The sequence below is a fragment of the Nonomuraea sp. NPDC049625 genome (assembly GCF_040675285.1).
Taxonomy (GTDB): domain Bacteria; phylum Actinomycetota; class Actinomycetes; order Streptosporangiales; family Streptosporangiaceae; genus Nonomuraea; species Nonomuraea angiospora_A.
Genome location: NZ_JBFAOQ010000003.1, coordinates 1,070,973 through 1,084,415 on the forward strand (window position 1 = coordinate 1,070,973; position 13,443 = coordinate 1,084,415).

Annotated in this window: 11 protein-coding genes; all 11 read right to left on the minus strand. The window is 69.7% G+C overall.

The window, feature by feature from the left end; translation table 11 throughout:
- Positions 1 to 93: 93 nt before the first annotated feature.
- Positions 94 to 2,004, minus strand: a complete 1,911-nt coding sequence (locus AB0J87_RS18470) for a TIGR03960 family B12-binding radical SAM protein (protein ID WP_350740728.1) — start codon at positions 2,002 to 2,004, stop codon at positions 94 to 96.
- A 20-nt stretch (positions 2,005 to 2,024) separates the two neighbouring features.
- Positions 2,025 to 2,204: a hypothetical protein gene (locus AB0J87_RS18475; protein ID WP_350740730.1), complete on the minus strand. Its 180-nt coding sequence runs from the start codon at positions 2,202 to 2,204 to the stop codon at positions 2,025 to 2,027.
- 4 nt (positions 2,205 to 2,208) lie between these two features.
- Positions 2,209 to 3,375, minus strand: coding sequence for a rod shape-determining protein RodA (gene rodA, locus AB0J87_RS18480; RefSeq protein ID WP_363966574.1), 1,167 nt, complete (start codon positions 3,373 to 3,375; stop codon positions 2,209 to 2,211).
- Positions 3,376 to 3,943: 568 nt separating this feature from the next.
- Positions 3,944 to 5,989 carry a penicillin-binding protein 2 gene (mrdA, locus tag AB0J87_RS18485; protein WP_350740734.1) on the minus strand — a complete coding sequence of 682 codons (2,046 nt, stop codon included), beginning with the start codon at positions 5,987 to 5,989 and terminating at the stop codon, positions 3,944 to 3,946.
- A complete protein-coding gene (gene mreD, locus AB0J87_RS18490) occupies positions 5,986 to 6,450 on the minus strand; it encodes a rod shape-determining protein MreD (protein ID WP_350740736.1) in 465 nt (154 codons plus the stop codon). Before mreD ends, mrdA begins: the two co-directional genes overlap by 4 nt.
- A gap of 805 nt (positions 6,451 to 7,255) precedes the next feature.
- The gene (mreC, locus tag AB0J87_RS18495) at positions 7,256 to 8,149 is read right to left on the minus strand and encodes a rod shape-determining protein MreC (RefSeq protein WP_350740738.1); all 894 of its coding nucleotides are present in this window, start codon (positions 8,147 to 8,149) and stop codon (positions 7,256 to 7,258) included.
- Complete coding sequence (locus AB0J87_RS18500) at positions 8,149 to 9,180, minus strand: rod shape-determining protein (protein ID WP_185078196.1); 1,032 nt, start codon at positions 9,178 to 9,180, stop codon at positions 8,149 to 8,151. The genes mreC and AB0J87_RS18500 overlap by 1 nt, the downstream gene beginning before the upstream one ends.
- Before the next feature lie 380 nt (positions 9,181 to 9,560).
- The gene (gene ndk / locus AB0J87_RS18505) at positions 9,561 to 9,971 is read right to left on the minus strand and encodes a nucleoside-diphosphate kinase (protein ID WP_350740740.1); all 411 of its coding nucleotides are present in this window, start codon (positions 9,969 to 9,971) and stop codon (positions 9,561 to 9,563) included.
- A gap of 153 nt (positions 9,972 to 10,124) precedes the next feature.
- Positions 10,125 to 11,603, minus strand: a complete 1,479-nt coding sequence (locus AB0J87_RS18510) for a hypothetical protein (protein WP_363966578.1) — start codon at positions 11,601 to 11,603, stop codon at positions 10,125 to 10,127.
- A 9-nt stretch (positions 11,604 to 11,612) separates the two neighbouring features.
- Complete coding sequence (locus AB0J87_RS18515; protein WP_363966580.1) at positions 11,613 to 11,930, minus strand: DUF4233 domain-containing protein; 318 nt, start codon at positions 11,928 to 11,930, stop codon at positions 11,613 to 11,615.
- 20 nt (positions 11,931 to 11,950) lie between these two features.
- A complete protein-coding gene (locus AB0J87_RS18520) occupies positions 11,951 to 13,243 on the minus strand; it encodes a folylpolyglutamate synthase/dihydrofolate synthase family protein (RefSeq protein WP_363966631.1) in 1,293 nt (430 codons plus the stop codon).
- Between the last annotated feature and the right edge of the window lie 200 nt (positions 13,244 to 13,443).

Here is a 13,443-nt window from a genome sequence, read left to right on the forward strand (position 1 = left end):
TCGTCCTTCCCTTGTAAGAGTTCCTTCGTCTCAGGATAAGCCGCCCTGGCGCGTGTACGTGTACGCCGAGGCACCGGCTGCCCACTGAGCGCGCTAGACCACCGTAAGAGGAAGGAGTTTTCGCCCCGTGGGGCCGATCTGAATTTCCGTGCCCATCGTCGGGCAGACGCCGCAGTCGTAGCAAGGAGTCCAGCGGCAGTCTTCGACCTCGCCGCCGGAGACGGCCTCCTGCCAGTCCTGCCAGAGCCACTCGCGGTCGAGCCCGGCGTCGAGGTGGTCCCATGGCAGGACCTCGTTCTCCGCCCGCTCGCGCGTGGTGTACCAGTCGACGTCGACGCCCGCCTTCTCGGCGGCCGCCATCCAGCGCTCGTAGGAGAAGTGCTCGCTCCAGCCGTCGAACCTGCCGCCGTCCTCCCAGACGGCGCGGATCACGGCGCCGACCCTGCGGTCGCCGCGCGAGAGCAGGCCCTCCACGATCGAGGGCTTGCCGTCGTGGTAGCGGAAGCCGATGGCTCTGCCGTACTGCTTGTCGCCTCTGAGCGAGTCGCGCAGCTGCTTGAGCCGTCGGTCGACGGTCTCGTGGTCGGCCTGCCCGGCCCACTGGAACGGCGTGTGCGGCTTGGGCACGAAGCCGCCGATGGAGACCGTGCAGCGGATGTCGCGGCTGCCGGTCGCCTCGCGGCCCGCCTGGATGACCTTCTTGGCCAGGTCGGCGATGCCCAGCACGTCCTCGTCCTGCTCGGTGGGCAGGCCGCACATGAAGTAGAGCTTGACCTGCCGCCACCCCTGCGAATAGGCCGTGGTGACGGTGCGGATCAGGTCTTCCTCGGTGACCATCTTGTTGATCACCTTGCGCATGCGCTCGGAGCCGCCCTCCGGCGCGAACGTCAGGCCGGAACGCCTGCCGTTCCTGGAGAACTCGTTGGCCAGGTCGATGTTGAACGCGTCGACCCTGGTGGACGGCAGCGAGAGCGAGGTGTTGGTGCCCTCGTAGCGGTCGGCCAGGCCCTTGGCGACGTCACCGATCTCGGAGTGGTCGGCCGACGACAGCGACAGCAGACCGACCTCGTTGAAGCCGGACTCCTTGATGCCGTTTTCGACCATCGCCCCGATGGTGGTGATCGAGCGCTCCCGCACCGGGCGCGTGATCATGCCCGCCTGGCAGAACCTGCAGCCACGGGTGCAGCCGCGGAAGATCTCCACGCTGAACCGCTCGTGCACGGTCTCGGCCAGCGGGACCAGCGGCTTCTTCGGGTAGGGCCACTCGTCGAGGTCCATCACGGTGTGCTTGTGCACCCGCCACGGCACGTCGGCCCTGTTGGGGGCGACGCGCTTGATGCGACCGTCCGGGTGGTAGTCCACATCGTAAAATTTCGGGATATATACCCCGCCGGACTCGGCGAGCCGCATGAGCAGCTCGTCCCGCCCGCCGGGTCTGCCCTCGGCCTTCCACTCGCGGATGACCTCGGAGATGGCGATGGAGATCTGCTCTCCGTCGCCGAGCACGGCCGCGTCGAGGAAGTCGGCGATCGGCTCCGGGTTGAAGGCCGCGTGGCCGCCGGCGAGCACGATCGGGTCGTCCTCACCCCGGTCCACGGCCAGCAGCGGGATGCCCGCCAGATCGAGCGCGTTGAGCATGTTGGTGTAGCCCAGCTCGGTCGAGAAGGACACGCCGAGCACGTCGAAGGCGCGCACCGGCCGGTGCGCGTCGACCGTGAACTGCGGGACGCCCTCGGCCCGCATGAGCGCCTCGAGATCCGGCCACACCGCGTAGGTGCGCTCGGCCAGCGTGGCGGGCAACTCGTTGAGGATCTCGTAGAGGATCGCCACACCCTGGTTGGGCAGCCCGACCTCGTAGGCGTCCGGGTACATCAGCGCCCACCGCACGTCGGCGGAGTCCCAGTCCTTGACGGTCGAGTTGAGCTCACCCCCGACGTACTGGATGGGCTTCTGCACCTTGGGCAGTAGCGCTTCCAGGCGGGGGAACACCGACTCGACAGACATACGGTCCAGGGTAGCGGCGCTCAGACGGTGGCAGGTCCAGGGATGTCGATGTCGTTGCCGATGAGCACCAGGAGGCGGTGCCCTTCGTAGCAGGTCAGCTCGACGGCGATCACGCCGCTCGCCAGATTGTGCACTCCGACGACGTGGTTCGCGGGCAGCAGAAAGCGCTCCTCGCACTCATCGCAATAGGCCAAGAACATGTCTCTAATTAAACGACTGTCTTCGCACCCTGATGGCCTGGAGAAGCCCAATCGCAATGAGATTCGCGAACGTGGCCGTTCCGCCATACGACACGAACGGCAGCGGAAGCCCCGTGATCGGCATGATCCCGATCGTCATGCCCACATTGATGAACGTCTGGAACGCGAACCAGCACACGATCGTGCCCGCTACCAGCGTCCCGAACCTGTCGTCGCACTGCCTGGCGATCTTCAGCCCGCGCAGCAGCACCACCCCGAGCAGCAGCACCACCGTGACCGACCCGAGGAACCCGAACTCCTCCCCCGCCACCGTGAAGATGAAGTCGGTGTGCTGCTCGGGCACGAACCGCCCGGTCGTCTGCCCGCCCCCCAGCAGCCCCTTTCCCAGGAGTTGCCCGGAGCCGATCGCGATCATCGACTGCGTGCTGTTGTAGCCCACCCCGCGCGGATCGACGCTCGGATCGACGAACGCCGTAAACCGGGCCACCTGGTACGGCTCGAGCAGCTGGAAGTAGAACACCGAGAACACCCCGCCGGCCGCCACCAGCGTCAGCGCCGCGATCCACCGTTTGCGCACCCCCGCGATGATCAGCCCGGCGGCCGTGATCACCGCCAGCACCAGCGCCGTCCCGAGGTCCGGCTGGAGCATCACCAGCCCCATCGTGACCCCCGAGGCGAGGAGCGCCAGCCATATGTCCAGCGCGCGCGGCCGATCACTGCCCTCGGCCGGCTGCGCGAGCAGCATCGCGATGATCAGCAGCAGCCCGACCTTGGCGAACTCCGACGGCTGCACCGCGAACCCGCCACCGAGCAGGATCCACGAGTGCGACCCGTTGATCGTCGCACCCAGCGGCGTGATGACCAGCCCCAGCCCTATCAGCGACACCAGGAACACCAGCGGCGCGTACGCCCGCATCGCGCGATGGTCGACCGTCGCCACGATCGCGCACAGGATGATCCCGATCATCTCGTTGAAGACGTGCTTCTTGACCAGCCCCGTCGAGCCCGGGGCCCAGGTCCTGGTGGACGACCAGACGAGCAGCGTGCCGATCACGCACAGCCCGGCCACCGCGACCAGCATCAGGGCATCCAGCCTGCGCACCGTCGAGTTCTCACCGGCGACTCGGCGGAACAGCGACGGCCGCCGGACGGCCACCGATCGATCGATCACCTCCGCACCTCCATCCCAGCGACCATCCACCCGACCACGCGGCCAGTCATCCACCCGACCACACAGCCGATCACCCACCCGGCCGCCCAGCCGACCACCCCTCCGACCACGCGACCGCCCACCCACCGGCCAGCACAGCCGATCACCTCTCCGGTCTCACGGCCGACCACCTGCCCGCCCGCACAGCGGATCAGCCCTCCGGTCTCACGACCGACCACCCATCCGCCCGCACGCCGGATCAGCCCACCGCCCTCACGACCGACCACCCACCGGCCCGCCGTCCCACCACCCGGCCGCCGAACCCCGCTCCGCCCACCGCCCACCACGGGCCAACCCCTGCGCACGGTCCAACCCCTGCGCGCGCCGCCCACCAGCCGACCCCGGCCCGCACCGCCCGCGACGGGCCAGCCCCCACGGCGATCCCCCACCGCCAACCAACGTCTCCGGCCACCACCCGCCACACGCCGGCCCCCGCGACCACCACTCACCACCGACCGACTCCCACGACCACCGCCGGCGCCGGTGCCGACCGTCCGACCGCCCGTGCCCGGCTCCAGGCTCTGGGCGCTCATCCTCCGGCCACCGTTCCGTCGGGCGAGAAGCTGGGCAACCTCGTCGTGAGCTTCCCACCGGGCACGGCGGGAGGCCGCTTGATGCCGTAGATCCCTTCGTAGATCTCCCGCACGGCAGGCGCCGCCGTCTGCGCGCCCATGCCACCCTGCGAGACCATGACCACGACCACGTACTGCGGATTCTTCGTGGGCGCGAATGACGCGAACCACGAGGTGTCCTGCTTGCCCCAGACCTCCGCGGTGCCGGTCTTGCCGCCGATGCGCACCTTGTCCATCGGGAACCCGGCGAAGGCCCCCGCCGCGGTGCCGTCCGAGGGGACCTGGCTCAGCGCGTTCTTGATGTAGAGCCGTTCCTTCTCGCTGATCGGCAGCTTGCCCACGACCGGCACCGGGATGGTCCTGACGACCTTGCCGTCAGGCCGCACCTGCGCCCACCCGATGCGCGGGCTGCGCAGCTTCCCGTCGCTCACCAGTGCCATGTACGCCCGCGCGAGCTGCATCGGCGTCACCAGCACGTCGCCCTGGCCGATGGAGAAGTTGGCCGAGTCACCCGGCCGCAGCAGGAACCCCTCGGTGCAGTTCTCCAGCGCGAGCCGTTTGAGGAAGTCGGCCCGCGCCCGATCCTTGACCTCCGGGTATCCCTTGCGCGACCGCTCGCAGCTCACGGCGTTGGTGCGGTTCCACAGGTCCTTCTTCCACGCCCGGTCGGGGATGCGCCCGGAGGACTCGCCCGGCAGGTCCACCCCGGTCGGCCTGCCGAACCCGAACGCCCTGGCCGTGTTGGCGAAGATCTCCTTGGTGGCCTTCTTCGGGTTGCGCCCGCCGTCCTTCAGGTACTGCTCGTACGCGGCTTTGTAGAAGATCGTGTCGCACGACTTGACCAGCGCGGTGTGCAGGCTGAGCGAGCCGAGCGAAACGCCGCGGAAGTTGCTGAACGCCCGGTCGCCGACCATGTAGGAGCCGGGGCATTCGTACGTGCCGTTCAGCGGGTATCCGGACCGCAGCATCGCCGACACCGACGAGATCTTGAACGTCGAACCCGGCGCGAACTGGCCGTTGATCGCCCGGGACACGAGCGGCATGTCTGATTTATCCGACAGCAGCCACTGATATCCGCGCGTCGAGATCCCGCCCGCCCAGACCGCCGGGTCGTATCCGGGAGCGCTGGCCAGCGCCACCACCCGTCCCGTACGCGCGTCGAGCACCACCCCCGCGCCGCCGTCAGCCGCCGGGGCGGACTTCATCGCCTTCGCCAGCGCCTTCTCCACCACGGACTGCACCCGCGAGTCGATGCTGGTAACCAGGTGGTCGCCGGGAATCGGGGTGATCTGCTCCTCGACGCCGAGCGCCTTGCCCATCCTGTCGACCTGCACCCTGCGCAGCCCCGACTTGCCGCGCAGCGCCTCGTCGTAGACGTACTCGAGCCCGTCACGCCCCGCCAGGTCCACCCCGGAGAAGCTGGCCTTCAGCCCTTCGCGCTTCTCCAGCTCGGCCTCGGTGACCGGCTGCAGGTAGCCGAGCATCTGCGCCCCGTCGCGCCCGCCGGGATACTGCCTGACGGAGTGGATCTCCGCCGTCACCCCGGGAAACTCCTCCTGCCGCTCGAGGATCTGGAGCGCCTCCCGAGTGTCCACCTTCTCGTCGAGCGGAACCGGCTGGTACGGCGATCCCGTCCAGCAGGGCTTGCGGACTCCCGGCCCGCACGGCGTGATGCGCTGCTGCAGATCGGCGACGGGCCGGCCGAGCACCGCCGACAGCTTGCTCAGCACCTTGAGCCCGCCGTCCTTCATCCTGGTCAGCCTGGTCCGGTCCACGGACACGACCAACGCGGTCTTGTTGCGCACCAACGGCCGCCCGTGCGAGTCGAGGATCTGCCCCCGCACGGCGGGCACGATCACGGCCCGTGTCCTGGTCTCCGTCGCCCGCGTCACGAACTCGTTCCCACGCACCACCTGCACCTGCCACAGGCGCACGGCCAGCACGACCAGCAACGTCACGACGAGCACCTGCACCAGCAGCAGCCTGGCCCGCATCCGCATCATGTCGAGAACCCCGCCTCCCTGCCCCGTGTGGTCAGCCAGATCACGATGGGGGACACGACCAGCGTGTAGACGATGGTGACGGGCACCTGCTCGGTCAGCGTGGAGATCGTCACCCGGGGATCGGCGATCAGCCCGCTCACGACCGCCGCCAGCAACGGCGCCATCAGCACGCACAACACCACGGTGGTGACCGGCCCACCCGCGCCACGCCCGGCCACGTAACCGACGAGCGCCAGCACGAACGCGTACTGCCCCACGAGGTGCGCGGTCGGCGGCATGACATCGACGAGCAGCCCGGCGCTGAACCCGAGCACCGCCCCGGACGACGCACCCCGCCCCAACGCCGCCCCGATCACGGCCAGCAGCACCAGATCGGGCGAGCCCCCGGCCGGCAGGGGAAATCGGTTGACCAACATGACCTGCGCCAGCAAGGCCAACAACACGGACAACCCGCCGATCACCGCGCCCCCTCCCGGGAATCCCTCACAATCCGCCCCACCCCGCACGCCGGCCCCATGCCCGACCCGCCGGATGGAGCCCGGCCAGGTCGTTCGAGCCGTTCCAGCGAACCGAGCCACCAACGATCCGACCCACCCGCCACCGACGCCCACCGGCGATCCAGCCGAGCGGACACCGACACCCACCACCGATCCGCCCCGGCCACCACCGACGCCCATCGGCCACCGCCGACCACTCGGACCCGCGCCGACGGCCGGACCCGGGCCGGCGACCGGAGCCCACGCGAGCCCGACACCCAAGCCGACGACCTCACCGACTCCCACCCCGGAGCCGAGCTTCCGCGCGGCGCTCGCGGGCCGATCCACCCCGAAGGCCTCCGCACCGCCCGCGCCCAACCCTCGTCAGACGCCGCCACAAGCGCTCTCAGAGACGCGTAGCGCCGACCCCTGATGGAACGCTCCAGACGGCCACTGCCGCCTTGACACGCGCCCACACGCCCGCCAGCACCCCATCTCGCGTCTACGCTCCCGCCGGCACCGCGCCGCGCGCCTGCATGCCCATCAGCACGCCATGTCACGTCCGCATGCCCACCAGCACCCCACACGCCAAGACATCGGCCAGCACCGCACCGTGCGCCCAGATACGCCCCAACACCGCCGCACGCAGCCAGATACGTGCCGGCATCGCCCCACGCGGTCAGATACGCGCCGGCACCGCACCTCTCACCCGGACAGCCGGCGCTTCCGCGCGCGCCCGGATCACCGTGCCCATTGATCGGCAGGCGCCGTGGAACCGCCCGCCGCCCGATCATCGCGATCCCTCCGTGGCAGGCAGCGCCTTGGCGGGCAGCACCGCGTCACGCGGGTCCCGCTTCGGAGCCTCCACCACCACCCCGACCACGTCCAGCGAAGAAAGATCCGCGTACGGACGGGCGTACGCGATCCGGGTCAGCTCCCCCGGCGTCGACTCCACCCGCTCGATCACCCCGATGGGCACCCCCGGCACGTACGGGCTGCCGTTCTGCGAGCCGAAGCTGACGATCCGCGCGCCGCTGGTCAGCGGGGCCGTGGAGTCGAGGAGCCGGAACTGGACGAGCCGCCCGTTCTCCCCCACCCCGTGCACCACACCGATCTCCTTGCCGCCCTCCAGCCGCGCCCCGACGGCCGAGGCCGGGTCGCTGAGGAGCACCACCGTCGAGCTGTGCGGGGCCGCGTTGATCACGCGCCCGACCAGACCGTCGCCGCTCAGCACGGTCATCTCCGTACGGATGCCGTCACTCGTGCCGGCGTCGATCTGCACGGCGTCCTCGAAGCCCGGCAGCCCGCGCCGGGCGACCACGTTGGCCGGGACCACCTTGTATCCGCCCGACCCCGACAGGCCGAGCAGCTGCTTGAGCTCCTTGGAGCGGGTCGCGTCGAGCTTGCTGGCGACCAGGCCGGCCCGGAGCTGGGCGTTCTCCGCTTTGAGCGCGTTGATGCGGTCCTGGGCGCCGGGCGCGTCCACAAGAGCGCGGACGAACCCGCTGACGGGGCGCACCAGCCCCCCGCCGAACTGTTCCGCTGTGCCGAACACATAAGCCGCCGCCGTTCGCAGCGGCCGCAGCGGCGAGCTGTTGCCAGTGCGATGGTCGACGGTCAGGATGATCAGGGCTGCCGTCAGCAGCCCGCCCAGGATCAGCCGCGCATGGCGAGAGTCTCTCATCAGTGCCGCGACTCCGGCACCAGGACCTGCTGGAGCGCCTCGAACTCCTCGGCGCACTTGCCGGAGCCGATGGCGACCGAGTCGAGGGCGTTTTCGACCAGGTGCACGGGCATGCCCGTCTCGGCCTTGACGCGCTCGTCCAGCCCCTTGAGCAGGGCGCCCCCGCCGGTGAGCGCGATGCCGCGGTCCATGATGTCGCCGGACAGCTCGGGCGGGCACTTGTCGAGCGTGGTCTTGACCGCGTCGACGATGGCGTTGACCGGCTCCTCGATGGCCTTCCTGACCTCTTCGCTCGACACGACGATGGTCTTGGGCAGCCCGCTGACCAGGTCGCGCCCGCGGATCTCCGCGTGCGACTCCTCGCCGGTCGGGCCGGCCGAGCCGATGGCGATCTTGATCTCCTCGGCGGTGCGCTCGCCGAGCATCAGGGAGTATTCCTTCTTGGCGAACGCGATCACCGCCTGGTCGAGCTCGTCGCCGCCGATCCTGATGGACTGGCTGGTGACCACGCCGCCCATCGAGATGATCGCCACCTCGGTGGTGCCTCCACCGATGTCGACCACCATGTTTCCGGTCGGCTCGTGCACCGGGAGCCCGGCCCCGATGGCGGCGGCCATGGGCTCCTCGACGATGTAGACCTTCCTGGCGCCTGCCTGGTATCCGGCTTCCTTCACCGCGCGCTGCTCCACGCTGGTGATGCCGCTCGGCACGGCGATGATGATGCGCGGCTTGGCCAGATGCCGACGTCGGTGCACCCTCTGGATGAAATATCGCAACATCCGCTCAGTCACATCGAAGTCGGCGATCACGCCGTCTTTGAGCGGGCGGACGGCGACGATGTTGCCAGGCGTACGACCGATCATCCGCTTGGCCTCGATGCCGACCGCCACGATCTTGCCCGTGGCGGTGTTGATCGCTACGACTGAGGGCTCGTTGAGCACGATGCCCCGGCCGCGCACGTAGACCAGCGTGTTGGCGGTGCCCAGGTCGACCGCCATGTCACGGCCGAGAAACGCGAGCTTGCTGCCCATGGGGAACGGAGCCCTCCGTAACGTCGTTCGCGAATGATTACGGATCGAATTCGAATCGTAACGTGACGTACCCACCGATGGGCGCAATGAGCCCTCGCGCCCCACAAAAATCTCCAGCCCCTACCTCAACCGCAATTTTGCCCGGATTGCACCACAACACCCAAAGGCTTGCTGGAACGATCCAAAACGCCCATCGGCTCGAGGCCTCACGTATCGACCCTGCCAACCGTACGCGGAAGCGCCGACAAAATCCCGCCCGCGCCACGCCCACGAATCAGCCCCGCACATCAAGACCTCGCCACCCTACGACAGGCGCCCGACAAAAACGCGCGCCCGCACAGCGACATGCTGCGCGGGCGCGGATTGGCGAGGCGAATCGCCTAGAAACGGTCAGGGAAGAAGATCTTGATCTCCCTGGCAGCGGACTCGGGCGAGTCGGAGCCGTGAACGACGTTTTCGCCGATCTCGAGGGCGTGGTCGCCGCGGATCGTGCCGGGGGCCGACTTGACCGGGTCGGTGGCGCCGGCCAGCGCGCGGAACGCCTCGACGGCGCGCGGGCCCTCGAGGACCAGGGCCACGAGCGGCCCCGACGTGATGAACTCGACGAGCTCACCGAAGAACGGCCGCTCGGAGTGCTCGGCGTAGTGCGACTTGGCGGTGTCGGCGTCGAGGGTGCGCAGGTCCATCGCCACGACCTTGAGGCCCTTGCGCTCCACACGGGCGATCACGTCACCGATGAGGCCGCGCTTAACCCCGTCGGGCTTGATCAGGACAAGAGTGCGCTCGGACACTTGGAGTTCTCCTTCGAACAGAGTGAGGATCGCGATCACGGGCGCCCGGCCCGGCCGCGGGATGCTTCGCGGGGGACGGGCCCACGCGTCGCCGTGGCTTGGGCCTCAGCTTACCGTCCCGCGCCCCCACCCTCGTTTTCCTACGGAACGGCGTCATGGAGAGGCGGTGTCCTCGGGCGATTGGCCCTGCGGCGGCACGGCGGGCACCGACCCGGCAGATTCGTCCTCATCCGCCGCACCCTCCGCAGGCGACGCGGACGCCGTTTCATCGGGCCTGGCGACACCCCGCCGGGCCATCACGGTGGAGAGCACGATGACCAGCACCACGAGGAAGCCGCCGATCAGGGCCCACGAGTGCAGCGCGCCGACGAAGCTGTCCACCAGCTCCTGGGCCGACGAAACCCCGTCCAGCATCGCCATCTGCACACCCGTACCGAGCAGGAACCCCGCCAGCACCCCCGCGACGCACAGCGAGAGCCCGAAGACGGCCGTCCCGACCCCCACCTCCTGCAGCGCCGACGTCAACGCCACCGCTGCCCCCACCGCGAGCAGCATGAACGGCACCGCCAGCACCAACCCGTCGGCCGACGGCACGACGAACCGCACCGAGCACAGCCCCACGACCATCGCGAGCAACCCGAAAGGCACCAGCCACCGCACGGGGGCCGACGCGAACCGGCGCACGGCCGCGGCAGCGCCGACGGCGAGGAGCCCGGCCACCGCGAACGGCACCCAGAGCCCGCGCAGCCCCGGCCCGCCGAGCCCGCCCATCTCCACCAGCGTGACCTGCGCCGCGCTGGGCAGCAGCACCACGCCGACCGCCACCATGGAGTACGCCAGCGTACGGCTCTCCGCGGCCCCTATCGTGGCCAGCCCCAGCAGCCCTGCCACGGCGACCACCGCCAGCACGATCACCGGCACGGCCCGCCACCCCTCGGTCGCGGTGCTGATCGCCACGACCGCGATGCCCGCCGCCGGCACGGCGGCCAGCAGCAGCCGGCTCCGCTCCCCGTCGTTGAGCATCGGCGTGGCCGGCCGCCCGAGCAGGATCCAGATGAGCAGGTACGCGCCCGCCAGGGCCAGCGCGATCCCCGTCAGCATCGGGTACGGCTGCAGCGTGACCTTCCAGCTGCTCGCCTTGTCGAGCGGCCACAGCGCCAGCGCCTCGGCCGCGAGCAGGCTCACGCTGAACACGCCCACCCACAGCGCCCGCAACACCAGCACCCGGCCCCAGACGGCCGCCAGCGTGGCGGGCACGACCAGGCCCGCCCCGACGCCGCGCAGCACCCGCACCACTCCGGCGAGGAGCTCCGAGCCCGCGTACCCACCGGCGACGTCGGACAGGGCCACCAGGGCCAGCCCCAGCAGCACCACGTGAACCACCTGCACGCGCCGCAGCACCACCGCCGCCAGCGGCACGGTCAGCATCAGCGCGGGCAGGGCGAGCCCGTGCGTGCGCATCAGCCCGACCTGGTCGACGTCGCCGGGCAGCAGCTTGGCGACGACGGAGAGCGTATTGGGAACGGTGACGATCGCCAGCGGCAAGGCGGCAACGACAAGCAGCCCGAGCGTCACATCGAGCAGCCATGGGACCCTGGGCCCGGCCGACCGCTGAATCGGGGGGACGGTCATGCGCCGACTTTAGCGGGAAGTAGCGCCCTCAACACGGCAAGCGACGATAATCGCCGTGATCCACAGCGCCGTGAAGATCGCGCCGAGGAAGAACATCATCGGCACGAGGAAGCCCGTGCAGATCGCCAGCACCTGTACGAGGCTGCCGAGGATGTAGCCGAACGGCCGCTTGAGCAGGCCCGCGGCGACCACGCACAGCACGGCCAGCCCGATGCCGGCGGTCACCGCGAGCGCGGGCGCCACCCCGCCCACGGTGATCGCCACGGGCGTGATCAGCCCCGCCACGATGGCCTCCATGCCGAGCACGCTGGCGCCCAGCCTGCGCATACCTGGAGTCACCTGGAAATTCATCGCGAACCATCCGCCTTGAGCAGCTGCCGCGCGTCACCCGCCGTCACGACCGACCCGGTGATGAACACGCCCGTGCCGCTGAACTCGCCCTCGGCGTCGGCGACGCCGATAGCCTGGTCGATGGCGTCGTCGAGCCGTTCGACCACATGTACGCGCTCCTCGCCGAACAGCGGCTCGGCCAGGGACGCCAGCTCCTCCGGCGACATGGACCTGGGCGAGGAGTTACGCGTGACGATGATCTCGTCGAGCATCGGTTCGAGCAGCTCGAGCAGCGCGTCGACGTCCTTGTCCCGCATGACCGCGAGGACCCCGACGACCTTGGCGAAGTCGAACGCCTCGTGCAGCCCCTCCAGGGTCGCCTGCATGCCACCCGGGTTGTGGGCCGCGTCGATCACGACCGTCGGCGTCCGCCGCACGACCTCCATCCGCCCCGGCGAGGCGGCCTGCGCGAACGCCTGCCGTACGAGATCGATGTCGAGCGGGTCGTCACCGCCGGTCAGCGCCTCGACGGCGGCCAGCGCGCAGACCGCGTTGCTCGCCTGGTGCGCGCCGTAGAGCGGCAGGTAGACCTCGTCGTAGACCCCCTTGAGGCCGCGCAGGGTGAGCAGCTGCCCGCCGATGGCCACCTCCCGATTGAGCACGCCGAACTCGAGCCCCTCACGGGCCACGACCGCGCCGACCTCGGCGGCCCGCCGCATGAGCACCTCGGCCGCGGCCAGCTCCTGCTGGGCGAGCACGGTGGTCGAGCCGGGCTTGATGATGCCCGCCTTCTCACCGGCGATGCTGGGGATGTCGGGACCCAGACGGTCGGTGTGATCGAGCGAGATGGGCGTGATCACGGACACGAGGCCGTCGGCGACGTTCGTCGCGTCCCAGGACCCGCCCATGCCGGCCTCGATCACGGCGACGTCGACCGGGGTGTCGGCGAAGGCGGCGAAGGCCATGGCGGTCAGCAGCTCAAAAAACTGGATGCGCCGCCCCTGGGTGTCGGTCAGCTCGACATACGGGATGATCTCCTCGTAGACCTCCGCGAACCGCTCCTCGCTCAGCGGCTCGCCGTCCACCGTGATCCGCTCGCGCACCGACACCAGATGAGGGCTGGTGAACCGCCCCACTCTGAGATTGCGCTCCTTGAGCAGAGCCTCGGTGAGCCGGGCCGTGCTCGTCTTTCCGTTGGTGCCCGCGATGTGTATGACCGGGTACGCCCTCTGCGGCGAACCGAGCACATCAAGAAGGGCCGCGATCCTGTCGAGCGTCGGCTCGAAATCCCACTCGACGCCGCGCTCCATGATCGCGCGTTCTACCGCACGATAATCCACCCCTTAACCCTACTGACCGCCGGCAGCGGTCCCGACCGGGGGCCGTGATGGCACAAAAAAAGGGGGTCCGACGCACAAGGCGTCGAACCCCCTCAAAGATTGTCCGGCGGCGACCTACTCTCCCACACCCTCCCGAGTGCAGTACCATCGGCGCAGAGAAGCTTAACTTC